This is a genomic window from Aquamicrobium sp. NLF2-7 (assembly GCF_022359935.1).
In the GTDB taxonomy this organism is placed as follows: Bacteria; Pseudomonadota; Alphaproteobacteria; order Rhizobiales; family Rhizobiaceae; genus Mesorhizobium; species Mesorhizobium lusatiense.
This window is the reverse complement of the sequence record NZ_JAKSED010000004.1, coordinates 147,544-171,759: the sequence shown is the minus strand read 5'-3', so window position 1 is coordinate 171,759 and position 24,216 is coordinate 147,544. Positions and strand designations below refer to the sequence as shown.

24 protein-coding genes are annotated in these 24,216 nt (G+C 58.7%); 16 read left to right on the top strand and 8 right to left on the bottom strand.

Going from position 1 to position 24,216, the window contains the following annotated elements:
* The first annotated feature begins 106 nt into the window (after window positions 1–106).
* The 8 genes from trbL to MIC97_RS21030 all read left to right on the top strand — a co-directional run bounded on the left by trbL (window position 107) and on the right by MIC97_RS21030 (window position 6,688).
* Window positions 107–1,270, top strand: coding sequence for a P-type conjugative transfer protein TrbL (gene trbL / locus MIC97_RS21065; RefSeq protein WP_239801779.1), 1,164 nt, complete (start codon window positions 107–109; stop codon window positions 1,268–1,270).
* A 9-nt stretch (window positions 1,271–1,279) separates the two neighbouring features.
* Window positions 1,280–1,942 (top strand): conjugal transfer protein TrbF, encoded by a 663-nt coding sequence (locus MIC97_RS21060; RefSeq protein ID WP_239801778.1) that lies wholly within the window; start codon window positions 1,280–1,282, stop codon window positions 1,940–1,942.
* 20 nt (window positions 1,943–1,962) lie between these two features.
* The gene (gene trbG / locus MIC97_RS21055) at window positions 1,963–2,793 is read left to right on the top strand and encodes a P-type conjugative transfer protein TrbG (protein ID WP_239801777.1); all 831 of its coding nucleotides are present in this window, start codon (window positions 1,963–1,965) and stop codon (window positions 2,791–2,793) included.
* 2 nt (window positions 2,794–2,795) lie between these two features.
* Window positions 2,796–3,257, top strand: coding sequence for a conjugal transfer protein TrbH (trbH, locus tag MIC97_RS21050; RefSeq protein ID WP_239801776.1), 462 nt, complete (start codon window positions 2,796–2,798; stop codon window positions 3,255–3,257).
* A gap of 1 nt (window position 3,258) precedes the next feature.
* Window positions 3,259–4,569 (top strand): IncP-type conjugal transfer protein TrbI, encoded by a 1,311-nt coding sequence (gene trbI, locus MIC97_RS21045; RefSeq protein WP_239801775.1) that lies wholly within the window; start codon window positions 3,259–3,261, stop codon window positions 4,567–4,569.
* Between the two features lie 52 nt (window positions 4,570–4,621).
* The gene (locus tag MIC97_RS21040) at window positions 4,622–4,966 is read left to right on the top strand and encodes a DUF736 family protein (RefSeq protein ID WP_239801774.1); all 345 of its coding nucleotides are present in this window, start codon (window positions 4,622–4,624) and stop codon (window positions 4,964–4,966) included.
* A 620-nt stretch (window positions 4,967–5,586) separates the two neighbouring features.
* Window positions 5,587–6,351 (top strand): alanyl-tRNA editing protein, encoded by a 765-nt coding sequence (locus MIC97_RS21035; protein ID WP_239801773.1) that lies wholly within the window; start codon window positions 5,587–5,589, stop codon window positions 6,349–6,351.
* A gap of 37 nt (window positions 6,352–6,388) precedes the next feature.
* Window positions 6,389–6,688, top strand: coding sequence for a hypothetical protein (locus MIC97_RS21030; protein WP_239801772.1), 300 nt, complete (start codon window positions 6,389–6,391; stop codon window positions 6,686–6,688).
* 213 nt (window positions 6,689–6,901) lie between these two features.
* Here the strand turns inward: MIC97_RS21030 and MIC97_RS21025 are convergent, their stop codons facing one another.
* Window positions 6,902–7,615 carry a GntR family transcriptional regulator gene (locus MIC97_RS21025; RefSeq protein ID WP_239801771.1) on the bottom strand — a complete coding sequence of 238 codons (714 nt, stop codon included), beginning with the start codon at window positions 7,613–7,615 and terminating at the stop codon, window positions 6,902–6,904.
* A gap of 260 nt (window positions 7,616–7,875) precedes the next feature.
* Here MIC97_RS21025 and aepX point away from each other — a divergent pair, with 260 nt between their 5' ends.
* The 8 genes from aepX to MIC97_RS20985 all read left to right on the top strand — a co-directional run bounded on the left by aepX (window position 7,876) and on the right by MIC97_RS20985 (window position 16,056).
* The gene (aepX, locus tag MIC97_RS21020) at window positions 7,876–8,874 is read left to right on the top strand and encodes a phosphoenolpyruvate mutase (RefSeq protein WP_239801770.1); all 999 of its coding nucleotides are present in this window, start codon (window positions 7,876–7,878) and stop codon (window positions 8,872–8,874) included.
* A gap of 53 nt (window positions 8,875–8,927) precedes the next feature.
* Complete coding sequence (locus tag MIC97_RS21015) at window positions 8,928–10,118, top strand: aminotransferase class I/II-fold pyridoxal phosphate-dependent enzyme (RefSeq protein ID WP_239801769.1); 1,191 nt, start codon at window positions 8,928–8,930, stop codon at window positions 10,116–10,118.
* Window positions 10,119–10,152: 34 nt separating this feature from the next.
* Window positions 10,153–10,941 (top strand): phosphocholine cytidylyltransferase family protein, encoded by a 789-nt coding sequence (locus tag MIC97_RS21010; RefSeq protein WP_239801768.1) that lies wholly within the window; start codon window positions 10,153–10,155, stop codon window positions 10,939–10,941.
* 26 nt (window positions 10,942–10,967) lie between these two features.
* Window positions 10,968–11,573, top strand: a complete 606-nt coding sequence (locus tag MIC97_RS21005) for a CDP-alcohol phosphatidyltransferase family protein (RefSeq protein WP_239801767.1) — start codon at window positions 10,968–10,970, stop codon at window positions 11,571–11,573.
* The gene (locus MIC97_RS21000; protein WP_239801766.1) at window positions 11,570–13,162 is read left to right on the top strand and encodes a hypothetical protein; all 1,593 of its coding nucleotides are present in this window, start codon (window positions 11,570–11,572) and stop codon (window positions 13,160–13,162) included. Before MIC97_RS21005 ends, MIC97_RS21000 begins: the two co-directional genes overlap by 4 nt.
* Window positions 13,149–13,946, top strand: coding sequence for an SDR family oxidoreductase (locus MIC97_RS20995; RefSeq protein WP_239801765.1), 798 nt, complete (start codon window positions 13,149–13,151; stop codon window positions 13,944–13,946). Before MIC97_RS21000 ends, MIC97_RS20995 begins: the two co-directional genes overlap by 14 nt.
* Before the next feature lie 118 nt (window positions 13,947–14,064).
* Entirely contained in the window at window positions 14,065–15,207 is a 1,143-nt protein-coding gene (locus MIC97_RS20990) for a PLP-dependent aminotransferase family protein (RefSeq protein ID WP_239801764.1), read from the top strand.
* A gap of 30 nt (window positions 15,208–15,237) precedes the next feature.
* On the top strand, window positions 15,238–16,056 hold the full coding sequence (locus MIC97_RS20985) for an MFS transporter (protein ID WP_239801763.1): 819 nt from the start codon (window positions 15,238–15,240) through the stop codon (window positions 16,054–16,056).
* Between the two features lie 111 nt (window positions 16,057–16,167).
* On the opposite strand, the gene MIC97_RS20980 is transcribed toward MIC97_RS20985, so the two are convergent.
* The 7 genes from MIC97_RS20980 to MIC97_RS20950 form a co-directional block, all read right to left on the bottom strand.
* A complete protein-coding gene (locus MIC97_RS20980) occupies window positions 16,168–17,058 on the bottom strand; it encodes a TauD/TfdA family dioxygenase (protein ID WP_239801762.1) in 891 nt (296 codons plus the stop codon).
* Between the two features lie 151 nt (window positions 17,059–17,209).
* Complete coding sequence (locus MIC97_RS20975) at window positions 17,210–18,343, bottom strand: PLP-dependent aminotransferase family protein (protein ID WP_239801911.1); 1,134 nt, start codon at window positions 18,341–18,343, stop codon at window positions 17,210–17,212.
* Window positions 18,344–18,414: 71 nt separating this feature from the next.
* Window positions 18,415–19,674, bottom strand: a complete 1,260-nt coding sequence (locus MIC97_RS20970; RefSeq protein ID WP_239801910.1) for an ABC transporter substrate-binding protein — start codon at window positions 19,672–19,674, stop codon at window positions 18,415–18,417.
* 29 nt (window positions 19,675–19,703) lie between these two features.
* On the bottom strand, window positions 19,704–20,543 hold the full coding sequence (locus MIC97_RS20965) for a carbohydrate ABC transporter permease (RefSeq protein ID WP_239801909.1): 840 nt from the start codon (window positions 20,541–20,543) through the stop codon (window positions 19,704–19,706).
* Window positions 20,540–21,487, bottom strand: a complete 948-nt coding sequence (locus MIC97_RS20960; protein WP_239801908.1) for a sugar ABC transporter permease — start codon at window positions 21,485–21,487, stop codon at window positions 20,540–20,542. Before MIC97_RS20960 ends, MIC97_RS20965 begins: the two co-directional genes overlap by 4 nt.
* 11 nt (window positions 21,488–21,498) lie before the next feature.
* Window positions 21,499–22,674 carry an ABC transporter ATP-binding protein gene (locus tag MIC97_RS20955; protein ID WP_239801907.1) on the bottom strand — a complete coding sequence of 392 codons (1,176 nt, stop codon included), beginning with the start codon at window positions 22,672–22,674 and terminating at the stop codon, window positions 21,499–21,501.
* Window positions 22,671–24,185: an alkaline phosphatase family protein gene (locus MIC97_RS20950; RefSeq protein WP_239801906.1), complete on the bottom strand. Its 1,515-nt coding sequence runs from the start codon at window positions 24,183–24,185 to the stop codon at window positions 22,671–22,673. Before MIC97_RS20950 ends, MIC97_RS20955 begins: the two co-directional genes overlap by 4 nt.
* Between the last annotated feature and the right edge of the window lie 31 nt (window positions 24,186–24,216).

The following is a 24,216-nucleotide window of genomic DNA, read 5'->3' as shown; positions in this document are numbered from 1 at the left end:
TGCGCCCTATGCGGCTGCCCCGGACGGTGCCGGCGCGACAGCCGCTGGACACGACAGGCGGCCAGCAGATGCAGCCACGCTGGTCCGAACCGGCCGGGGAGGGGGAATGACGCGCCCCTTTGGTCTTCTCCTTGCCACGCTGACGGCAACCTTGAGCGTTGCCGCTCCAGCGCTTGCCCAGGATGGCTCTCTCCTGACATCACTTGAAAACGAGGTTTCCGCGGCCGCGCAAGGCTGGGAAGCCACGATCATGCAGGCGGCGCGGTCGCTGTTCTGGATTCTGGCAGGCATCGAGGTGGGGATTGCCGCCGTCTGGCTGGCTTTGGCTGCAGCCTCGCTCGATACATGGTTCGCTGAGCTGGTTCGACGCATCCTGTTCATTGGACTGTTCGTTTTCATTCTCGAGCAGGGGCCCGACTTTGCGCGGGCAGTCGTCGACAGTCTCTTCCAGATCGGCGCGGATGGCGGATCAGCGTCGCCAGCGAACGTCTTCAATGCCGGGATCAACGTCGCCGCTTCGATGTCGGAAAAAGCCAAGTTCGGCATATGGGAAGACAATGCGCTGGCGATCGCGGCCGTGTTCGCGATGGTGATCGTCGTTATCTGCTTTTCGCTCGTGGCTGCGATCTTCGTTTCGGTGATGGTCGAGATGTATGTGGGCCTTTTGGCCGGCATGATCATGCTCGGCCTCGGCGGCAGCAGTTTCACCAAGGATTTTGCGGTTCGCTATCTCGTCTATGCCTTCAGCGTCGGCATGAAGCTGATGGCGCTGGTGATGATCGCGCGAATCGGATCCGAGGTTCTGATCAATCTGGCCGACACGACATCGGAGAATGAGGAATTTCTCACGACGCTCGCGATTGGCGGGATCTCGGTCGTGGTCTTCGTGATCGCCATGTACGTCCCCAACATCATTCAGGGTGTGGTGCAGGGCGTCTCGGTGACGGGCGGCATGGAAACCATCCGGCACGGTGCCCAGGCCGCAAGCTTTGCCGCAGGCGGCGCGGCTTTGGCGGTGGGTGGCGCGCGGGCAGGGGCTGCGGCCTATTCCGATGCGCGCGCCTCGGGCAGCTCGTTCGGAGCCGCGGCACTCAAGGGCATGGCTGCTGGGGCTGGCGCCGCTGGCGGAGCCGCCGCATCCGCCGCGCGAGACAAGGCCATCGGCGTGCCAGGCACGTGGGGCGCTTCGACCCTCGGGCTGGCCAATGCCAAGCTCGATGCAAGCCAGGGACGGCCGTCCAGCAAACCCTCGCAAGACGATAAGGCGTAAGGGGAAAGCATGGCGAGGCAGACGGCACCGGACAACCCCTATATCGCAGCGCGTCAGGAGTGGAACGAGCGGTACGGCTCGGCTATTCATGCCGCTCGCTCATGGAAGATCGTCGGTATTACCGGGATGGTAATGGCGGTGATCGGGTTCTCTTACGCGCTTTATCTGAGCACCCAGGTCAAGCTCGTTCCCTATATCGTGGAGGTCGACCGGCTCGGCACAGCGGCCAATGTCGGCTTTCCGCAACAGATCGAATATGCCGATCCCCGTGTAGTGCGCGCTACGCTCGGAACCTTTGTTTCCAACTTCCGGTCCGTAACACCCGACGCCGTGGTGCAAAAACAATATATCGACCGCACCTACGCGATGCTGCGCACCTCCGATCCGGGAACCGAAAAGATCAACAATTGGTTCCGGGGCAGCTCGCCGTTCGATCGCGCGCGCACGATGACCGTATCGGTCGAGGTCACCAACATCGTGCCGCTGTCGAACCAGAGTTATCAGATCGACTGGACCGAATTCGAACGTGATCGGCAGGGTAGGGAACTGGCGACGCGGCGGTTTCGCGGGATTGCCACCGTGACCCTGACGCCGCCTCAGGACGAAGCCGTCATCCGGCTCAACCCCCTCGGGCTCTATCTGACCGACTTCGAGTGGACGGCCCAATTGTAATGGAGTGGAGGGCAACAATAATGACGGCTGGAACAAGCCGGGGGGCGCTGCTTGCCCTGATCGTCGCGGCGGGCGGGCTGGCCCTCTGCGATAGAGCGATCGCACAGCAGCTGACGGCCAATGAGACACGCGGCACTTCGCTTTCGACCCAATGGCAGCAAAGCACCGGCGTCGTAACACGCGGCCCGGACGGACAGGTCGTGTTCCTCTACGGGCAGGTGCAGCCTTCCATCGTGTGCTCGCCTCTGCATGTCTGCGACATCGAGCTCCAGGCTGGCGAAGTCGTCCGCGACGTGCTGGTCGGCGATACAGTCAGATGGAAGGTGGAGCCCGCCACATCCGGCGCCCCGGGCGGGCAGGCGGTTCATCTGATCGTAAAACCGGCAGAAGCCGGTCTTGTGACCTCAATGGTGGTGACCACATCGCGGCGGACCTACCATATCCAGCTTAAATCCCATCACAGTCAGTATATGGCGCGCGTGGGGTTCGAGTATCCGGAGGACGTGAATGCCCGCCTGGCCGAGATCAATGCGCGCATGGAGGCGAGCATCGTGCCAGGCGCCGGCGTGCCGGCCGATCAGCTGAACTTCAATTTCTCGGTGAGTGGCAGTGCCGGTTGGAGGCCGACCCGCATCTACTCGGATGGGCTCAAGACCTACATCCAGTTTCCGAGTTCGCTGGCCGGCCGGGACGCGCCGGTGCTGTTCGTCGTTTCGGGCGGCGAGAACCGCATCGTCAACTACCGGATCAACGGGACGATGATGGTGGTGGATTACCACATCGATCACGCCATCCTCGTCTCAGGTGTCGGCCGCTCCCAGGAAAAGATCATCATCAGGCGGAGGAGCTGAGCATGGCGGTCACCATACCCGGCCGGCGCTTTCTGGCAGCACTTTTCTGCGTAGTGGCCCTCGCCGGCTGCCAGACACTTGGCGGTTCGGGACTGATCGCCAGCTCGGCCTATGGCGGCCTGTCGCCGGAAGCCGCCAATGCGATCGCTGGTGACATGGTCGGACGGCTGGCCGAGCATGTTGGGCCGGGAACCACCACGATCCAGTTGCGACCCGATGGTTCGGTGTTTGGCCAAACACTCGAGCATTCGCTGAAGGGGTGGGGATACGCCGTGGCGACGGATCAGAAAGCCGAGGGGACCAACGTCGTCCCGCTCGCCTATGTCGTAGACAGCTTCGACAACGGCGTCCTGGCCCGTTTGTCGACCGAAAGCCTCACGCTGACGCGCATCTATGCGATCACCTCGACGGGTGCGATGCCAACGAGCCCTTTGTCCGTCATGACGGCAGGGCAGGGGGGCTGATGTGAGCGAAGCCCTCAAGCTCGGTGGAGAACGGCCGTCGGCAAAGAACTCCAACATCCGGCGATTGAACCGGCTGCCGATCTTCGGCGCGATTGGGCTCGTGGTGCTGTTCTTCGGGGTCATCATCTATGGGTTGGCCAACCGCGGACTGGTGTTTGGTGATCGACAAGGAGGTGATACCAATTCGGGCTCCCGGCCGGCATCGACCTATGCCGATCAGTTGAAGCAAGGTGTGTCGGACGGGATTATCGGTGAACCGGTGCGGGCAACGCCGCTGCAGCCGACACCGGTGGAAACGCGTATTACCGAAGACTCCGCCCCGTCATCGATGACGGAGCAACAGAGCGCGGTTCGCGACGAGGCCACAGGCCTTGAGCCGGAAGCGGTCTGGCGGGCGCGCATCGAGCGTGAGCAGCAAGAACAGATACTGCGTGAACTTCATCGCCAGCGCATGGCGAGTATCCAGGCCGATGAGGCCGCGTTCAACTCCCCGATCGCCGTCAGTCTGCAGGACCTGAACGCCCAGGGCCAGAACCCGCAAACCGCAGGGTTGCCGTCTTCTGGCAGTGCCGCCCGACCCGCGGGCGCGCTGGATCTTTATGCCGCAGCGATGCAGTCGGGCATGCTGGGACAAAACAACGATCCGAACGGGCAGGCGGCCAAGGAGAATTTCTTCAATCAGGACATCCGGGATCTCGGCTACCTGCCGAACCCGATCGTACCACAGCAATCGCCCTACGAGCTCAAGCGCGGGTCTGTCATCCCGGCAACACTCGTCACCGGCATCAATTCGGATCTTCCCGGCCGCATCACCGCGCAGGTTTCCCAAAATGTCTATGACAGCGCCACGGGTCGCCACGTTTTGATCCCGCAAGGGTCGAAGCTTCTCGGGCGCTATGACTCCAAGGTGGTGTTTGGTCAGAGCCGTGTGTTGGTGATCTGGACCGACCTCATTTTCCCCAACGGCTCGACGCTGCAGATTGGCGGCATGCCTGGCGTCGACGCCGCCGGCTATGGCGGATTCAGTGATCGGGTCGACAATCATTATCTGCGCACGTTCGGCTCGGCGATCCTGGTCGCGTTGATCGGCGCGGGAACCGAAATGCTGATCCCACAGGATCGCAACGCCTTCGGCCAATCCAACAGCGCCGAGGACGCGGCCCGCAGGAGTTTTGCGGAGACGTTTGGCCAGATGGCCGAACAGACCGTCTCGAGAAATCTCAATGTCCAGCCAACCCTGGAGATCCGGCCCGGCTACCGTTTCAACGTCCTCGTCGAACAGGACATCATTTTTCCGGGAGCGTCGCACTAGGCCGTGGTGCACATCCACCTTCCTGCACGGCTGTCAAAACAAGGAGACCGATATGAAGGACCTTACCAACTACGTCAGCATCGATGGCGACAAATTGTCTGGCAATGTGGCAACGCTTGCTTTCGACATCGATTTCAAGGGGGAGCCTGTCTCGAGCGACAATCCAGATGCACCGAAGTTCCGGCTCGTCGCCAAGAGCCCGCGGGGCCGCAGCATCGAAGTCGGTGCGCTGTGGCAGAACCTCAACCGGGAGGACAAGCCGTATTTCTCGATCTCGCTCGAAACCGGATATGGCCGGTACTATGCGAATCTGGGCCGGTATCCGGGCCAGGACGATGAAAGTCTCTATGCGGTCATTGCCAGACAGGGGCGAGGCCAAGGATCGGGAACTGATTAACCGGCACAGCAGTCGGAAAGGGCAGAGACATCAAAGACGTCCCGAGCGGGATCTTTGTTCGTAGCACAGTTGCGAAAGCAGGAGCTTCGACCCGCTCGGGACATTTTCTCGCGTCTTCGCAAGACATGAAAGACCTTTCGCTGCGCATCACCGAGAAGGACGTATTGGCAGGCTCAGAGGGTCTCGCATAGTCAGGTCGATCTGGTGACGCTGACGGAAGCCCGCAGCAAGGCCCAGAACCGGTGCATGATCTTGCTCGCCTCTCGAGCAGAACGGCAACGGGCACCGACTCATGAAACGGCGGATCAAGCCCCGATTGTCAATCTGTGAAAAACCACAGGTTGTCCTACCGCGGTTTCGTCAGCTACTCTGCCCCGACGGGGCTCAGTGCGGCGATCAGCCATGACTCAGGCGTCATCGATATGCCGATTCCCATCACGGCGATTTGAGGAACGTGCATCAATGGTGCTGGGAACCGGACTTGTTCGAAGGCAGATTGATGCCTTAGCGTTGTAGGTCTGACTGAATGCCGTCATACGAATCCGGATCGCTTCCTTGTCGTCGGAAAGCGTCCTGTGGACGCGGTGGAGCATTGTGGTCGGTTGTCGGGAGGGGACAGGATGGCCACGGAGTTGCGATTTCTCACGGATGCCTATCAAACAGAAATTCGTGGGACGATAAAATCGATCCTCGGCAATCTCATCGTCCTTGACCGAACCGTGTTTTATCCCGGGATCGGCGTGACGCCGGGCGACTGTGCCTCGCTAATCCGATCTGACGGCGTTTCATTTTCCATTGTCGGCGGTGTTTGGACGCAGTCCGATGCCCTCGAATTGGGCCACGTCCTTTCGGACGAAAGGCATGGTCTGGCTCACGGGGACAATGTGGTTGTCAGAATCGATTGGTCGCGCCGTCACACGATCATGCGAACCCATACGGCCTTGCACGCCGTTTCGGCAGCCTTTCCGTTCAGAATTGTCGGAGGACGCGTCGGGCCTGGCGAAGGCACCATCGATTTCCTGGTCGACAGCACGGCTATGAGTACTTCGTTGCTGCAGCACCAGGTGCAAAGATTGGTGGACAAGCACCTTCCGGTCGAGAGTAGCTGGGCGGCTGCCCAAGAAATCAAACTCGATGAGCGATCGCAGCCCTTTTCATGGCCGGGGCGGCCCGGCGTTCTTCGAATGGTTCAGATCGGCAATTTCGGCAGGCTGACGTGCGATGGTCTTCATGTACGAAACACAAGGGAGATCGGACCTGTCGTCATAAAAGGCATCGTCCCCGTCGGCGACAATATCTACAGAATACCCATATCGCTCAACGAGCGCCGCGCTTTTCCGTTTCTCGCACATGTAAATCGGCCCGCCCCGCAGGCCGAGCTCTAATTTGTCACGCGTGCATGGCCTCTGCGGGAGACAGTCTATGAGCGATGTCCTCGGCAAGATCATATCGGCGGTTCTGACAATGTGCGAGGGACTTGAGTGCGGCCGGCTTATCCTGATCAAAAAGCGCATTCACGAGATTCGCGAGCTGATCCAGAATGTCCCGGGCAGCCTCAGGCATCGTCAACTCGAGTTCGCGGAACTCTCGCGTGACCTCATTGAAGCGCCAAATCTCCTGGAGCATTTTCCGATTGCAGGAAAGGGCCGCGATCCGATCCACCAGATGCTCCTGGTAGATGGCAACCTCAAGGGCGAACTCATCCGCAGGGGGCAAGTCTGAATCCGGCCCCCAAGTTTGGAGAATGCGTGGTATCTTCAGCCCGGACAACGTGAACCCGGCTATATTCTCGCGGAGGCTATGTTCGAGAATGGCCCGCGCCATCCCGAACTCGTCCCGGAGACAGGTGGCCAGTGGTCTGGGCATCGGGTCAGTTTCGCTATTCATCGCGATAGAAGTTCCTTGTACTTTCGTTGTCGAGCTCGGTATTTCCAGTTACTCGGCGAACAAATTAACACTCTCCAGGGCAGCAAGGTTCCCTTCTCTTACGAGAGTGGGGATCAATTCATGTTTCCGATGGAACTGTTGCTTGAGGTTGTGGACGGCTGTCTGGGCGTCTCCGGCTTCAAGCAGCGTGACCAGTTCATTCATTGCTGCCGCTGTTTCCTGATGCCGTTCCTCGTTACGCATGTCGAGCTGCCTCACGTAATGCGTACGATCGTTGAACTCCATCATTTGCCGCACCAGGCGCTCGTTGCCGGTGAGGCCGGCGATGCGCTCGTAGAGCAATTCGATCGTTTGGCATATTGAGCGCAATCTGTCGGACACACCCCATTGTGAGGCCGCCTGCGCACCTCCAATTCTCAGGCCCGTCGCCTCGAAGTGCGCTGTCCGGTTCTCGATACAGTAGCGGGCGGTCATGAACGCAGCCTCATAGTCGTCCCGGACTTCCTGGGCCACCAGCGGACGGGTGACGTAGCTTCTGTTGGATTCCTTCGCGATAATTCTCTCATTGGCCAGCAGGATGAGCGCTTCCCGGACGGGGGTGATGCTGACCCCGAACCGCTTTGCGACGCTCGCCATTTCCAATCGTGTGCCTGGAGGAAGCTTCTGAAGAACGAACAACGACTTCAGCTGCCCGTATAGCTGACCGGCCTTACTGTTCTGCCCCGTGTCACTATCACGCGCATCAGGTCCTTCCTCAAGCATACAAAAGCCTCCTCGCATCTTCCACTGACCCCGCCTCCGCCATCGCGCGGACAGTGCTTAACACGAAGAAAACGCCACATCTGAATATATCGATAAATATACTCCGCCTTATATTCTGAAATACAGATTGATTAACCAGCAATAGCAATAACATCGACTTTACTCACGCTGTACACGGAATACATTTCGCGATATATTCCAGTTCCTCTTGATTATCTCAATGTTTTATTAGAACCTCTCTCTATGAAGGAGGTGTGACAATGCTGAATTCTTCAACAGGAGAGGTTCCGCCACAGGGAACGAAGGGCGCGCTTGCCGAGGAGGAACGGCATGCGCGAGCAGCATCGGGGATCGCTGCGTTTATTCCGAAGAGCGTCGGCCGCGTGGACGATCCAACCGACGCGTTGCGTCAGCTGATCACATCGCCGGACCTGTCATTCCTGATGGAAGCGCACGATGGTCTGTCGGCCGCGATTGCACGACAGGCGGGGTTTCCCGGGCTCTGGGCGTCTGGACTTTCGATTTCGGCGAGCCTTGGCTACCGGGACGCCAATGAGGCGAGCTGGACCGATGTCGTCGAGGTGGTCAGTCGCATGGCCGATGCCAGCGGATTGCCGATTCTTGTCGATGGCGACAGCGGCTTTGGCAATTTCAACAATGCCCGTCTGCTGGCGGCAAAGCTCCTCCAGCGGGGTGCGGCCGGCGTATGCCTGGAAGACAAGGGCTTCCCGAAGATGAATTCGTTCGTCGGCGATCGTCATCCCCTCGCGGACATTGACGAGTTTTCGGGACGCCTCAAGGCGGTGAAGGATACGACCGGAGACGATCTCATACTGGTTGCCAGGATCGAGGCGCTGATCGCGGGCTACGGCCTCGAGGAAGCACTCACGCGCGCCGAGGCCTATGCGGCAGCCGGCGCTGATGCGATCCTGATCCATTCGCGCAAGAGTGTTCCCGACGAGATCCTGGCCTTCGCCGACCAGTGGCAGAACAAGCTGCCGGTCGTGATCGTCCCGACGAAATATTACAAGACGCCAGTCGCAGCCTACCGCGACGCCGCCATCTCGACAGTTATCTGGGCGAACCATGCAATGCGCGCGGCCGTCGCCGGCATGCGCCAGATTTGCGGCCGGATCATCGCCGAGGAAAGCATCGCCGGTATCGAACCGGATGTTGCAACGCTCGACGAGGTTTTCCGCCTTCTCGGATATGACGAGTTGGCGGCCGCGGAAGAGCGATATCTGCCCAAACACGGCTGATCCCGAAAGGGCCGCCAGAACACGCTACCAGTCGGGTCGACAAGGAGGCGCACATGCTTGCGCACAGGACGAGTCTGTTCAAGTCATCGGGAACTGCTGCAGCCCGTGCCGCGGCAAAAGCAGCCGCGGATGCCGGTAAGGAAATCATCGACCTGACCGCCGGAGAAATCTGGGCTGACCTCGCCCCGACCATCCGCGACGGCGCCATCGAAGCAATCCAGCGTGGCGTCAATCGCTACACCGATACAGTCGGTCTGTCGGAACTCCGGGAAGCGATCGCAATGAAGGTTGCGTCCGAAACGGTGCAAAGCTGGAGCCTTGACGAGATCGCCGTGACCACCGGTGCCAAGCAGGCACTGTTCAATACCGCTCTGGTGTTATTCGATCCGGGCGACGAGGTGATCATTCCCGCACCCTATTGGACGACCTTTCCCGCGCAGGTGCTCGTGGCTGGCGGTGCCCCGATCCACGTCGACACACGGCAAAATGGCTATGTTCCCCGCATCGAGGATATCCGAGACGCGATTACTAGCCGCACGCGGGCAATCGTGGTCAACACACCAGGCAATCCCACAGGCGTTGTTTATGATGACGCCACGCTCATCGGAATTGCAGGCCTCGCGATCGAACATGACCTCTGGGTGATCTTCGACGAATGCTATGGCCCTTTCACCTATGACGGTCGCGGGCACCATCCAATCGTCTCGTTGGTGCCTGAAGTCAGATCGCGAACCATCATCATCAATGCATTCAGCAAGAGCCTGGCGCTCACTGGATGGCGTATCGGCTACCTCGCTGCACCCAGGGAGGTGATTTCCGCAGTCAAGGCGCTGCAGTCGCATTCGACATCGAATCCGAACGTCATTGCGCAATACGCCGTGCTTCATCACCTTCAGGCCGGTGACGGCTCCTACGAAGCCGGACTGAAATCGCGATTGATCGCGTCCCGACAGGCGGGACTCGAAATTCTCGGCGATCTCAAGCGCGTGCCATTTCCCACCGCGATGGGCGGCTTCTATTTCTATCTGGATCTGCATGAGGTTCTGGCGGCGGCAACCAATGGCGGTCCGCCGCGTACGGCCGATGACGTCGTCACGACCTTACTCGGTTCGGCTGGGGTGGCCGCCGTGTCAGGGAGCGCCTTCGGCGATCCGTTCGGAATGCGCCTCTCCTATGGAGCCGATCGGGACAAGCTCGAGCGCGGACTTCGCGAGCTCGTCGACACTTTGAACAAGGCTATTTGAGCGGGCGCTGGCGCCCTTTGCGTGGAGACTTGTGATGACAATGATGCCTACACGTGCAGTAATTCTTGCCGCCGGCTTCGGCTCCCGACTGCGTCCGTTCACGGACCTCCGCCCGAAGCCTCTGGTGGAGGTCAACGGAACGCCAATCCTTCATAACGCGCTCCGAAACCTGGACGCGATCGGCGTGACAGAGGTGACGATCGTTGTTGGCTATCGCAAGGACGCCATTGAATATGCCTGCGGCAGCCAGTTCGGCAATCTCCAAATCAACTATGTCGAATCCAACGTATTCGACCGCACGGGGAGCGCCTATTCGCTCTGGCTCGCCCGCGACACGCTGATTTCCGGGGACTGCTATCTTCTTGAAGGAGACGTCTTCTTCGAAGAGCAGGCGCTGCGGGAACTGGCGCGCTGCCCAGCGCCCAACGCGGCTGCCGTAGCACCGTTCGATGCCGCCATGGAGGGCTCCGCTGTCATCCTGTCGGACGAGGGCCTCATCTCGGAGGTCCGGCTCAAGCAGACCGCCGAGAGCCTTCTCGTTCCGGGTCCTGCCCTTTTTAAGACGATGAACCTGCTCCGGTTCTCAGCGACCGCTCTTCGCGGTGTCATCGTTCCCGTGCTGAACGACATGATCGGCTCAGGCGCGACCAAGGCCTACACAGAGGAGCTTCTCGGTCATCTGATCGATCGTCACGGACTGCAGCTAGCCGCAGTCCGTTGTGATGAGCTGCGCTGGTACGAGATCGACAGCGCCGATGATCTCCGGATCGCCGAGGGGATTTTTGCTGAAGAACGCGGGCTGCAGCTCCGGGTGGCTCACTAAAGGCACACGCAGGGAGGAGGAACGCGATGATCCGTCAATTGTTTGATCCGGCGAATGCGGTCACGGCAGCCGGCCTTGTGCTTTCCGTGATCGCGATCAGCCTTGCGCTTTCAGGTCGTGTCGAACTTGGTGTTGCGGTCGCGCTATGGGCTCTGCTGGCAGATCATCTCGATGGAGTCGTGGCGCAACGTTTGACGACCCGCGCGGAGAGGGCAGGGGAGGTCGGCAAGAACCTAGACTCTTTGGCTGACCTTGTGAGCGCTGGTGTTTTTCCGGGTATCGTTTTGCTCGTTGTGGGGGGCAGTGCAGCCCTGTTCGTTGCGGTCGCTGCACTCCTAGCCGCCGCGAGCGCTCTTCGCCTGAGCTATTTCAATGTGTTCGGCTCGCCAGGGGGGCGCTTCATCGGCGTACCGACAACCTATGCTGTTCCGCTAACCGCAATCCTTTTCCTGGTCCGTCCCCTTTTTCCAGATCAGACCTTTCCATTTGCCTTGGCTCTCGGGATTGGCGCGATCGCGGTTCTCCACGTCGCCCCATTCCGCGTCCCGAAGACTGCGGGTGTCATGTACATCGTGGTTACGCTGTTTTGCGTGGCCTTGTCCGTCATTCTAGCTTCCAGGGGGCTGTCATGAGCGCAGAACCGTCTCGCAGTTCAAATCGGGAACCCTCAGCGAGCCTGAGAGAGGTCGGCTGGATTTACCGTGAACTCGGCGTAGAGCCCTTTATTCAATGTGCCGGGGTCCGCACTATTTATGGCGCAAGCAACCCAAGCGAGGAAGTCATTGCCGCCATGAATGCGGCGGCTGAAGCCTTCGTCGACATGGATGAACTCGCCGATGCTGTCGGAGCAAGAATGGCTGCGCTCACGGGCGCGGAATGGGGCGTCGTCACCGCCGGGACGGCAGCGACCCTCGCCTTAGCAACGGCCGCCTGCATTGCTGGCAATAACCCGGAGCTGATGCTCCGTCTGCCGGATACCACGGGCTTGGCCAACAAGGTGATCGTACCAGCCGATCAGCGGTTCGCCTACGAGCAGTCCATCCGGATTGCTGGCGCGGAAATCGTGAGCGTGGCAACGATGGAAGAACTGTCGGCCGCGCTTGATGGCAGCGTCGCGATGATCTGCCTGGTTGGCCGGTTGGACGGAAAATCGCCGCTACCGCTCCGAGAGATCGCCCCGATCGCTGGCGCGGCCGGTGTCCCTATACTGGTCGACGCCGCCGGGCTGTCGCCGGCCAAGCCAGATCGGTGGACCGAAAGCGGCGCAGATCTTGTCGTCTATGCAGGCGGGAAATACCTCCGGGCCCCACAATCCACAGCGGTCGTTTTAGGCAGAAAGAACCTGTGCCAGGCGATCTGGTGGAATGGCGCTCCACACCAGGCCTTCGGCCGGTCCATGAAGGTCGGGAAGGAGGAGGTCGTTGGGGCGGTTGTCGCGCTCGACAGATGGATCAATGCCCAATCGGCAAAGGAAGAACGCGACCAGTGGCTGCCGCGTCTGCGCATCATAGAACGACATTTAGCGGAGATCTCTGACATAACAACCGAGGTCATGTCCTGGGCTGGATCGGTCACCGCAATCCGCTTGAAGATCGCCTGGGACCTTGCGACCACCCCATTCGATGCTGAGATGCTCCGTCTCGCTTTGCTCGCTCAACGCCCGAGAATCCTTCTCCACGATTTCTGGTCGACGCCGACATCCATCATCGTCGATCCGGTGAACCTCACGGACGATGAGGCGGAGATAGTCGGGCGAGCGCTCGCAGAAGCGTTCCGGCGCCCGGCCTCGATCGCGACGCAGGATACCCCACTGGAAGCGGCCGTAGACATTTCCGGGGCTTGGCACCTGGATATGAGGTTCCTCCATGGGGCGACCACCCAACAAATTGACATTCGCCAAACCGGAAACCTGCTCCAGGGGACTCATAGGACCAACGAGACGACTGGCATCATTTCGGGAGAAGTCCGCGGGCGCCGGGTCCGGTTCGAGGCCACCCATGAGCGGATACCGATCTGGCTGTTCTACAGCTTCGACGGTGAAGTCTCTGACGACGGATCGCTCATCGGCACCGTCCGTTTAGGTGGCACCGCCAAGGAGCATCTTGGGCCGGTTTTCAAAGGACAGTTTGGTTGCGCTGATTGGGATGCAAGTCGAATGCGGCAGGGGGCAGAAGCGGCAAGAACAACCCGCTGCTCGGGAGGTCAAGATGAACGAAGCTAACGGACAAATGCCTCTTGGCTTTACGTCGCTCGCGGGCAGCGTTGCCTTGGTTGTCGGCGGATATGGTGCGATCGGAACTACGATTTCCGAGACCCTGGCAAGGGCCGGCGCTGTGACTGTAATTGCGGGGCGTGATGAAAAGCTGGCAAGCGAGCTCTCGAACCAGATAGCGCGTGAGGGGAATAGGGCCGAGGGTCTTGGACTCGACGCTTCCAACGTGGCCAATGTACGCGATGGCGTCGCAAGGATCGCGAAGCATTTTGGCTCTGTCGACATTCTCGTCAACTGCGTTGGATACAACAAGGAGCAGCCGTTCCTCGAAGTGACAGAGGAGGCATTTGACGAAGTCTACTCGCGGACCCTACGGCCGGGGATGTTTTTGTCCCAAGCTGTCGGGGCAGAACAAGTTCGCACCGGTAAGGGAGGCAGCCAGATCCACCTTCTCTCGATTCGATCATTCTTAGGATTCCGAAATCGTGGATATAGCTCGTTTTGCGCCGCCAAAGGCGGTTTGGCGGCGCTGATTAAGCAGCAGGCGACCGAACTTGCGCCACACGGCATCACGGTAAATGGGGTGGTGCCGGGTCTCGTACTCACCCGAAAGAACGAAAAGTCATTCGAATCGCCTGAAGTTTGGGAACGTACGGTTGCAGATATACCGCTGGGACGGCTGGCCACTCCCTCAGACGTGGCCGGGGCGGTGCTTTTCTTTGCTTCTTCTTCTTCCCGCTTTGCGACCGGCCAGATCCTCCATGTCGATGGGGGCTTAACTGCATGCACATAACAATGCACAGGGACCAAGAAGAACGACGCGATTGCTGCAAATAGTATCGATTAACACTCGGAGAGGCTGCCGATTTGGCATTTCTTGCGGACATCTCTCCTCAGCGCGGAGAAGTGCAATGAACATTGATTCACGTTTCCAGCGGAAAAACCCACAGAACTTTCGAGAGGTGAGCCTCATTCGCAGCACCCCACCGACACCGCTGTGGATGGACCAAGAACTGGAAACGTCCTTACGACACATCGTTACCAATCCAAGCTACCAAAATATTCTTCGAAGTCACACCTTTCACGGTTCAAAGGCTGACAGGGAAGTTGCTGCAGACTGGTTGGCAGAACGACTCGGCAGCCGTCCGCATCCAGATCGGATCATTATCACCAACGGGACGCAGAACGCGATGTACATCGCACTACGGTCGATCTGCGGCACGAACGGCACGTTACTGACCGAGTCCATCAGTTACTATGGCTTACGACGCATTGCCTCGATGTTGAACATCGACGTCAAAGCTATTGAGATTGACGAAGACGGAGCTTCACCCCAAGAGTTCGTCGATCGTTGCGATCAATTCAAGGCAGGAGCGGTTTTTCTACAACCCACGCTCCATAATCCAACCTCAATAACGATGTCGACACCGCGAAGAAGAGAACTTGCGGAAATCGCGCGGCGGAAGCGAGTGGCTATTATCGAAGACGACGTGTATGGCGTGCTACCGTCAGACGCGCCGGCTCCAATTGCTGCTATTGCACCGGACATCACATGGTACGCTACCGGTCCCGCAAAGTGCATGGGGCCCGGCTTGCGGATCGGGTACCTCGTGGCTCCAACTCCCCAGGATGCAGCGCGAGCCATCAAGGTTTTCGAGACAATCTCAACCTGGCACGCCAGCCCCCTATCTTCTGCAATTATGGCCGATTGGATCAGGCGAAGAGTTCTCGCCCGCATCCTTGTGGCCGTGAGGGAAGAGATTGTGATTCGGCAGGCAATAGCGAAGCGTATTCTCGAACCTTGGATTGCCTCTACACATCACGAATCCGTCTACCAGTGGCTGCGTATGCCGCAGGGCGTATCTGCCGATCGGGTTCTGGAAGTATCGCAGAGCAGGGGAATTCTCCTGCGGCCCGGTGACATGTTTTTTGTCAACCCGAAAACGACCACTGATTGCTTTCGTGTCGTCATCGGAAGCCCAGAGAACCGAGATGACCTTGAGCATGCCTTGTTGGTGCTATCAGAGACAATCGCATCGCAGGCTTTGCCATGACCGGCTCATGGCGTGAAAAGGAGGCAAGAAATGTCCAGCTCACGTCCTTTTGGCACCGCGGAACACAGCGATCAATGGTCAGAGTTTGGTGTCTTGGCAGGCGAGTACAACTCTCGTCCCAAGTATCCAGACGAGATGATAGTTGATGTCGCGCAACTCCTGGAGGACTCGGGTTCGCGAGACCCGACGGTTGTGGAAATCGGGGCGGGAACCGGTATTTTTACACGCCTACTCGCCGCAGTGTTGCCGGCCCAGGCGCGCATTATTGCTATCGAACCGTCAGAAGAAATGCGCAATGTCGCGCTGCAAAGCTCACAGAGCTTCAGGTCCATATACGCAGTGAATGTCTCGCTTCCGACCCTTTTGCTGGAGGAGTACTCCATGGATAAGGTGGTCCCGCCATTCGTGCTCTCTGGCTTTGTGGGGGCAATGATGCTCGGCAGTGTGTTTACTGCTCGCCAAGCCACGAGGTGGCCGCGGCACCGAGCAATTGTTGGCGGGACGATCATGATATTAGTGATCTCCTCCCTCTTGTTGGCATGTTCCCTTCTATTGCACTCGCCCGAAGTCGCCATGGCGCTTTTGTTTGCATTCGCCTGCACAGTCGGTTTTGTGTCACCAATGGTATTGGCTTCGGCGATCGGGACGGCAGAAGGACACGTCGGCCTGGCCGCAGGATCATATGGAGCCGTGCAAATGGCAACAGGAAGCTTATTCGCAGTTTTGGCGGGACTTCTCGAATATCGCCTCGTTGGAATAGCTTCTCTGTTGTTTTTGTCGGCAGCAATCAGCCTATTGCTTCAGATGACGCGGCCAGGTGACACGCGGTCCGTACGGCCGGCCGTATGATTCAGCTCGCCGGAACGCTGGAGCGCTACCAGTGTTACAGCAAGGCCCCTACCTCCTCGCTTCTGCGCGGCGTCATGCCCACAATCGGCTGTTGTCAGGATCCTTTGCACATCACCCGTACATCGGTTCGGGACCTTGACCTTCGATAGCCAAGTGCAACACTGTTCGATCGTACTTTGGATCCCAGCCCTCGCGGTTGTGGAGAAGTGCGCAATTATCGAAGAGCACGAGATCATTTTCTTCGAGGGCGATCGAATGGAAATCGGTGCGGACGAGCACGTGGGCCCACAGGCGTTCTAAGAGCTCTCGGCTTTGAGCCTCACTCATCCCTTCGATAAGCGCATCGCGCCGGCGCGGCATGTAGAGAAGCGGGCGATTTGTGTTGGGATGCCGCCGAACGAGCGGATGGCGCGGCCCTTCCGACCTCTGCTCAAGCGGTGCGACCACTCCTTCGAAGAACGACTCGACGCTTTGCGAACGGTTGTGCAAGCTATGCACAGCCTTAAGTTTCCAGATGGTGCGTTTGAGCTCCAATGGCAGCGTCTCGTATAGCGAATAGGCGCTCAGGAAGGATGTCTTTGGTGGGGTCGGGGGAATCTTTTTTGCAAACAGGATCGTATACAAGTTCGGTTGGTTTCTCTGCGATCCGTCGGTGTGCCATACTTGAGCGTCCGCACCCTTGTCACCGATAGAGGTGCCACTTTTGGTGCGCGCACTCGACAGTACCTTCATCTCGGTACTTTTCGTTCCGATCGAAGTGGAGCCGACCTCGCGGTCGCCGAGTATGTCACCGACGATAGCAGCAAACTGAATTGCTTCCTCGGACGTGAACGTCGATTGAACGACCCTCACAAGAAGAAAACGATCCAGCAACGATCGTAGAGAGCGCCTGGCATCGTTTTCATTTCTCTGAAGAAGATCACGTGCATAGTGATCACTCAAATCGGCGCCGAATCCACTATTATCGATCATACTGAAGTCTTCCATAATCGGCATATTCATTCTCCTCTTCCTTTAGCTCAGAATTGATTGATCCTGCTTATTTAACCGGACGCAATCACCCGCTCCGCCGTTCGATAGTCCCGAATGGCAGTTCTTGGCGCCTGTGTATTCAACGCGTCTGATGTAAAGCGATAGCTTTTCGTCTCTGCTCTCAATGAGCGGACGCCTGCGCGCCCACACCTATGATTTCTGAGAGGCAGCCAAGCGCCAATGCCAGCTCATCCCGTGTTTCGGGACTGCCGAGAACAACTCGAATGCAATGAGGTGCCCTTTCTCCAACCACCGAGAACATGGAACCTGGACGCAGCGTAACGCCCTTTTGCAAAGCAGCGTCGATGAAGTTCGACTCTGTCAGGTGTCCAGGAAGATCAAGCCAGATATGTAGCCCGCTCTCATTAGTCCGAAACGACGCATTTGCGAGAAGTTCGGCAGCTAGGTTCTGTCGTGCCTGCGCCTCTTGACGAACCGCAGTGAGGATACGCTTCGCCACACCGTTTTCAATCCAGCGGTTGGAAAGCATGGCCGAAAGCGGTGCGACCTGCCATGTTGTCGTAACCTGGAACCTATTCGACAATCGCTGATGGGCGTCATCGTCTGGAGGGACAAGATATCCCGTCCTTAGACCAGGCGACACACATTTAGCGAGGCCGGTAGCGTACCAGGTGATATCGGGCGCTATAGATGCGAACGGCGGTGGAGCTTGCGGAGGAAGCAATCCATAAACGTCGTCCTCGATAATCGACACCCCGTACTTTCGCGCTATCGTTGCCAAATCCCTCCTGCGCTGCTCCGGCATTATACCAGTTGTGGGATTGTGAATGGTGGGCGTGAGGAACAGCGCTTTCACCTTCTCCTTACGACATGCATCCTCGAAAGCATCCGGTATCGCGCCATCAGCGTCCATCGTGATGGGCGCGACGGGTATAGACAACATGGCGGCCAATCGCCTGAAGCCGTAGTAGCTTAGGTCCTCGGTCGCCAACACACCGCCATCCCCGAAAATGGTTGATAGTGCGAGGAATAGTGCATTCTGAGTGCCATTCGTTACGACTATACGCTCGGGGGTAGGAGGCTCTAGTAGCCTATTGCTCAGCCACTGCGCGCCGCGCTCTCTATCCTCGTCTGTTCCTCGAAAACGATGATAACGCAGGACCGTCTCGAGGTCGGAAGCATCCGCCATGGATGCTAGCGCATGCCTCAACTCGTCTTTGATCCAACTTGGCGTAGGTGGAGTCGTACGGATGAGACTGATGGCTGGCTGCGGTTCAACACGATGCATATTCATGTAATTTTCCAGCTAAATTGAAAGAGTTCGATTAGGTCATCCTTTCCGGACCTACCGGATCGCCTACGCGGTCACTTTGGGAGGAGCTCTGAAACCTCGCTGACCATCGCATCCATTACGGCGTTCGGGTCCTTCTGCAGAATGATGACGTCGCGTAGCTTGTCTTCGATCACTTTCGTAATCTCCATCGAGTTTTCACCCGGAAAGGAAAACCAGCCGGTCACGATAGGAAGCTGTTTCACCGGAACGAGCAGATTCGGACGTTCATCGTAAAACTGTCCGAGCAGGTCGTCGTCGTTGATCGCCGTTTCGCTTACCGGCATGTAAGCGGTTTTCGTGGCCATTAGCGTCTGCATTTCCGGGCTCGTGGTAAACTTTACAAACTCCCATGCAAGCTGTTGCTTTTCGGGATCTCGCGTGTGAACCATGGCGGCGTTACCTCCGGCCGGCAGTGTCCCAACATCATCGGCGACCGGAAACGGCGCGACCTTCAAATCGAAGCGCCCGGCTACCTGGTCGGTATATAGCGTGATGTCCGAGCTGGACGTTATTAGTATTCCCAGCGAGCCACCGACAAATGCCTGCTTTGCCTGATCGCGCGTCATATCTTTCATGCCAGATTGACCGATGGCGTAAAGTATATCAAACGCTTGTCGTCCCTCTTTTGCTCCGAACAGCAACTCGCTATCATCGGGCGACATCATAGAACCGCCTAGTGACTGGACAAGCGCAATGTACGTCCAATTTCCGGTTGGAAGGTAATCGAAGTATACTCCGCCGCTTGGAGCTTGGATTTTCTTAGCAAGGTCAATAATCCCATCCCAGTCCTCGGGAAATTCTTCCAGATCAACGCCGGCCTGGCGGACCAAATCGGCATTGTAGTAAATTGTGGGGATGCTTATTTCGAAGGGGATCCCGTAAGATTCGTCGCCGACTGTGGCCATGCGAAGGGCAGACGGCGAATAACCTGCGGTGTCCAGATAGCTTTGATCGGAAACAAGGTTGCTAATAGGCACCGCAAGGTCCCTTTCCGCCATCAGGCGAACAAAGCTCAAACCCTGGAATCCAACGTCCGGGAGGGACCCCGTTAGAGCGGACCGAAGCATGAGCTGTGTCATCTCGGTGTAGTTCTTGACGACATCGTACTTGATTTCTACACCCGGATGGTTCGCTTCGAACGACGACTTGATCTCGTCCATTAGCTCCTTGTTTACGTATGCGTTTGAGTAGAGGACATTCAGGGAAGTATCGGCTTGCGCATAACTAGGTACTAGAGAGCCAACAATCCCCGTGACGACAGTTGCAATCAGCGCGACGCTATGAATTTTCATTGTGTTCTCCGTTGATAAGAAGGTCGATGCTATTTGACGGCTCCGCTAGTCAAGCCGGCGACAAACCACCGTTGTGCAGTCAAGAATGCGATGACGAGTGGCGCCACTACTAGTGTCGATGCCGCCATCAGGGGACCGTAGTCGCTTCCGGCCTCCTCATTTCTGAAGACCATGACACCGAGTGGAGGCGGCATCAGCTCTGCGGATCGAACGGCAATGAGGGGCCAAAAAAGGCTGTTCCAGTGGCTGACCACCGAGAAAATACCGAATGCCACGATCGCAGGGAGCGCCATCGGGATCACGATCTTCCAGACAATGCCGAGTTCCGAGTACCCGTCGAGCCGGGCCGCATGAACGACATCATCCGGTATCGTCTTGAAAAACTGGCGGAACAGAAAGATGCCGAACGGCGACACAACATAAGGAAAGATCAGAGCTGCATAGGTGTTGAGGATTCCAACCTTTGCGCCAAGAATGAACAGTGGCAGCGCCAGCACCTCATGCGGCAGAAGCAGGGCGATCAATACCAGGGCGAAGAGCAGCTTCCGGCCGGGAAACTCGAGCTTTGCGAGAGCATAGGCGGCTGGTGCACAAACCGCGATCTGGAGCGCCAGAATGCTTGCGCAGACGATCACGCCATTGAGCATGTAGCGGAGCAAGGGCGCTTGCGTGATTGCCTTGGTGTAATTCTCGACACCGTAGAACTGCTCTGGCCAGAACGAAAATGAAGCACGGAAAATCTCGCCGGGTGGCTTGATCGAGAGCGACACCATCCACACGAACGGAGCCAGGATCAGCGCAGCTGTCATGAGCAGAGCTGCATGGCGCAGAATGGCGGTTGGTGACGGAGAATAGGCTCGGGTCATCATTGGTAGTGAACCCTTTTGTCCATGACACGCGCCTGGATGAGCGTCAGTGCGACGACGATGATAAGGAAGACGACCGCCACAGACGCGCCGTAGCCCGTGCGCAGGTATTGGAAGCTCTCGCGATAGAGCGTGAAGAGCAGCATCTCGGAGGCGTGGCCGGGGCCGCCCTGGGTCAGCACCTGCACAGTATCGAAGGTCTCGAAAGCTTTCAGGGCCACGACGATGAAGACGAACATGAAGACCGGGCCGAGCATCGGCAGCGTGACAGTGCGGAGGCGATCGAGCCACAGATCGGCGCCGTCGACCTCGGCCGCGTGGTAAAGGTCCTGCGGTATCGACTTCAGCCCCGCCAGAAACAGCACCATTGCGAAGCCGAGATTTTGCCAGATGCCGATGGCCGCGAGGACCGGCAGCACTGTGTTCTCGTCACGCAGCCAGTTCGCCGTGGGCAGGCCGAGGCCGGCAAGCGTCTGGTTAACCAGTCCGATGGTCGGGTGAAGAAGCGCCTCCCAGGCGATCGCCATGGCGGTCAGTGTCGCCATGTAGGGCAGGAAGTGGATGGCGCGGTAGAAAGCACGGAACGACTTGCCACTCTCGATGAGCAGCGCAACCGCCAGCCCGAGCACGATCGTCCCGGGCACCACAATGGCGACATAGGCCACTGTGTTGAAGAGGGAGGCGCGGAAGCCACGGTCCGCGAAGACTTCTTCGAAGTTCGCAAGGCCGACGAAGGAGAGCGTGCTTGCGCCAAACTGCCAATCGGTCAGCGCAATCACAAACACGGCGAGGACCGGCAGAAAGAATAGCACGATCAGCAGCGCAAGCGCCGGCCCCGCGAGCGTCCAGGCAGCGATCATGTCACTGAGCCTGGTCGATCGACTGTGCGCCGATGCGGGGGAGGGGCCGCGTTGGCGCACCGTCCGCTTGCGGTCGGGAAGCGACATGACGTCTCCCATCACGCAGTTTCCCGGATCGGCGTGACACGGCTCTCGCTGATCGCGGTCGTCTGCAAACGATGTCCCGCCTCATCGAACAGCATCATTTGGGTGGGCTTTACGCCAACGACCAGCCTGTGGCCGGACCCGATGTGAGGAGCCCGTTCGGCATGGAGCCGCACGATCAATGGATCATTCATTCCTTCGACGAGGAGGTGGACAAAGAGGTCCGAGCCCATATGCTCAATCAGATGCACCGAGCCTTCGATCACATTCGGGGTGTCAGGCTGGGTGATCAGACTAAATGCCTCCGGTCGAATACCGACCGTGAGCTTTGTGCCGGGAGCGATGGACTCCGGCACGGACAGCTTCGCTCCGGACGTCGCCATCAGGCCGCGCTCGATAACCGTGCCGTCCAGCATGTTGATCTTCGGAGATCCAATAAACTCCGCGACGCGCCGATCATGAGGATCGGCATAAATGTCACGCGGCGGCGCAACCTGAAGCAATTCTCCATCGAGCATGACGGCCACTCGATCCGACAGCGTCATGGCCTCGGCCTGATCGTGGGTCACGTAGATGAACGTGACGCCGAGCCGTCTATGGAGTTCCTTGATTTCGGCCCGCATCTGGACGCGCAGCTTGGCGTCGAGATTGGAGAGCGGCTCGTCCATCAGGAACACGGCCGGTTCGCGCACCATTGCTCGACCGACGGCCACGCGCTGGCGCTGTCCGCCCGAGAGGTGCCCCGGCTTGCGCGCCAACAAATGATCGATGCCGAGGGCCGCTGCGGTCCTTGAGACCTCGGCGTCGATTTCCGCCAGTGTAGGGCGTGTGCCCGGCAACAACCTGCCGACCAGCGGCAGGCGTTGCCAGGAGTTCAGCCGGCGCATACGCAAGGGCACCGCCATATTACCCGCGACCGTCATGTGCGGATAGAGGGCGTAGGACTGAAACACCATTGCGACGTCGCGACGCTTGGGGCGAAGATCGTCGACCTGGCGATCGCCGATGCGGACCGAGCCCCCGTCTTGCCGTTCAAGACCGGCGAGGATTCTCAGAAGCGTCGATTTCCCGCAACCTGAAGGACCGAGCAGTGTGAGGAATTCGCCGCTCTCGATCGAAAGCGACACATCGCGCAGCACCTGGGTCGCACCATAGGACTTGCGGATCTGGTCAAAGGTGATCGCGCTCATTCGGCGGCCTCGAGCTTACGTGTTGCGGTCGCATCGTTGGAGGCTGTACCGCCCGCCAGATAGATCGTCCCGCCGATGAGATTGCGCCGAAGCGTCTGGCGGAAAGACCCGAGGCCAGCTTCGAACTCTTCCGCTTCGACATGAGGCCCAGAATTGTCCTGCGTCGCGCTGGCGAGAACTTCGCGAAGCACGCGGCCCGTCATCGTCGCCGGGACGGAGAGTCCCAGCCCGTGCAAGATTGTCGGCGCAAGATCGCATATGCCCGAGGGGATCGCAGACACGCCCCCGCCCCCCCGAAAATGAGAGCCGGCGACGACCCCGACTGCAGCCAGCTCGTTGGGGTGCAGACCGCCGTGGACACCGAGACCCGCGATGCGATCGTTGTCATAGAAGGTGCCGCCGGCAAGTCCGAACTGGTCGATGCCATCGTCAGCGCGGAATGCGAAATAGACGTCCGGCGCGCGATCGTGATCGCAGAGGACGAGGCTGCTCGCAAAACTGCCGGGCGCAATGCCCTCGACTTCGTTGCGCGGCGCTGCGAAAATAGGGCCGCACCAGGGCTGGTCCATCATCGCTTCAACCAGACGCGAGACCTGATCGACGGTGCGATCCTTGAGATAGAGCGCACCAACCTGGCCGGGAACGACCACGACGTCGACGTCGGGGCCGGGCGCGCGACCGGGGGCAAATCCCGCCCTCTTCAAATCATCCATGACCGAGACGCGGGTATGAGCGGTGATGTGCCCGTGGTCGGATGCAAGCATCAGCTGGACACCTGCCGACTGCCCCTCCGCTTCCCACCACTCGAGCACGCGACCGAACTGGGCATCGCAATAGGCGATGATTTCGCGGGTGGTCGCGGAACCGGTTCCGTGGAAATGCGAGGTCGTGTCGGGCTCGCCGTAGGAGAGGATCGCAACATCCGGTGAGAGACGAGGCCAGACGTAGTCGAGGAAAACCGACGTTATCCATTCCTGGCCGGAGAAGTCCGGCTCTCCCTGCGCCGCTGCCGGCGGAAGCTTGCCGAACTCGATTTCGATCTGAGCCAGGGCATCTTCAGGCGTGCATGCTTCCGGAAAATGGCCGGAAAGGCGGATATGACCGAAGTCTTCGGCTTTATGATGGAAAAGCCGAGTTGTGCCCGGCGTATTCGTCGCCAGCACGGCAAGGCTTTTACCAAATGCTCCCAAGAGCTCACCAAGCGTCGGCGCCGTCATCAGGCGACCGCCACTCTCCCGGTTCAACTGATCGAGCAGAACGGCGTCCGAAGTATCGATGTAGCGCTCGGGAATGCTCTTCCGATCGACGAACTTGTTTCCGACCATGCCATGGCGTGCAGGCGCAGCTCCGGTGACCAGACTTGGGAAAGCGGCGCGTGTTTCACTGGGATAAACCGTATTGTGTCGTCCAAGTGTCACACCCAATTCCTGGACGCGCGCAATGTTGGGCGTGAGCTCTTTGGAAATCAGGTCGGGCCGCAACCCATCGAAACTTGCGATCAAGAACTTCATACTGTCTCCCTGCGAAATTTGATTGCCTTTT

Coding starts and splice junctions, on each gene's coding strand:
- MIC97_RS20950 (WP_239801906.1), bottom strand. CDS start 24,185: ATGAAGTTCTTGATCGCAAGTTTCGATGGGTTGCGGCCCGACCTGATT.
- trbG (WP_239801777.1), top strand. CDS start 1,963: ATGACGGCTGGAACAAGCCGGGGGGCGCTGCTTGCCCTGATCGTCGCG.
- MIC97_RS20990 (WP_239801764.1), top strand. CDS start 14,065: ATGAACATTGATTCACGTTTCCAGCGGAAAAACCCACAGAACTTTCGA.
- MIC97_RS20970 (WP_239801910.1), bottom strand. CDS start 19,674: ATGAAAATTCATAGCGTCGCGCTGATTGCAACTGTCGTCACGGGGATT.
- MIC97_RS21010 (WP_239801768.1), top strand. CDS start 10,153: ATGACAATGATGCCTACACGTGCAGTAATTCTTGCCGCCGGCTTCGGC.
- MIC97_RS21000 (WP_239801766.1), top strand. CDS start 11,570: ATGAGCGCAGAACCGTCTCGCAGTTCAAATCGGGAACCCTCAGCGAGC.
- MIC97_RS20960 (WP_239801908.1), bottom strand. CDS start 21,487: ATGTCGCTTCCCGACCGCAAGCGGACGGTGCGCCAACGCGGCCCCTCC.
- MIC97_RS20955 (WP_239801907.1), bottom strand. CDS start 22,674: ATGAGCGCGATCACCTTTGACCAGATCCGCAAGTCCTATGGTGCGACC.
- MIC97_RS21030 (WP_239801772.1), top strand. CDS start 6,389: ATGAGCGATGTCCTCGGCAAGATCATATCGGCGGTTCTGACAATGTGC.
- MIC97_RS21060 (WP_239801778.1), top strand. CDS start 1,280: ATGGCGAGGCAGACGGCACCGGACAACCCCTATATCGCAGCGCGTCAG.
- MIC97_RS20995 (WP_239801765.1), top strand. CDS start 13,149: ATGAACGAAGCTAACGGACAAATGCCTCTTGGCTTTACGTCGCTCGCG.
- MIC97_RS20980 (WP_239801762.1), bottom strand. CDS start 17,058: ATGAATATGCCGATTATGGAAGACTTCAGTATGATCGATAATAGTGGA.
- MIC97_RS21005 (WP_239801767.1), top strand. CDS start 10,968: ATGATCCGTCAATTGTTTGATCCGGCGAATGCGGTCACGGCAGCCGGC.
- MIC97_RS21025 (WP_239801771.1), bottom strand. CDS start 7,615: ATGCTTGAGGAAGGACCTGATGCGCGTGATAGTGACACGGGGCAGAAC.
- MIC97_RS21015 (WP_239801769.1), top strand. CDS start 8,928: ATGCTTGCGCACAGGACGAGTCTGTTCAAGTCATCGGGAACTGCTGCA.
- aepX (WP_239801770.1), top strand. CDS start 7,876: ATGCTGAATTCTTCAACAGGAGAGGTTCCGCCACAGGGAACGAAGGGC.
- trbL (WP_239801779.1), top strand. CDS start 107: ATGACGCGCCCCTTTGGTCTTCTCCTTGCCACGCTGACGGCAACCTTG.
- trbH (WP_239801776.1), top strand. CDS start 2,796: ATGGCGGTCACCATACCCGGCCGGCGCTTTCTGGCAGCACTTTTCTGC.
- MIC97_RS20975 (WP_239801911.1), bottom strand. CDS start 18,343: ATGAATATGCATCGTGTTGAACCGCAGCCAGCCATCAGTCTCATCCGT.
- MIC97_RS20965 (WP_239801909.1), bottom strand. CDS start 20,543: ATGATGACCCGAGCCTATTCTCCGTCACCAACCGCCATTCTGCGCCAT.
- MIC97_RS20985 (WP_239801763.1), top strand. CDS start 15,238: ATGTCCAGCTCACGTCCTTTTGGCACCGCGGAACACAGCGATCAATGG.
- MIC97_RS21040 (WP_239801774.1), top strand. CDS start 4,622: ATGAAGGACCTTACCAACTACGTCAGCATCGATGGCGACAAATTGTCT.
- MIC97_RS21035 (WP_239801773.1), top strand. CDS start 5,587: ATGGCCACGGAGTTGCGATTTCTCACGGATGCCTATCAAACAGAAATT.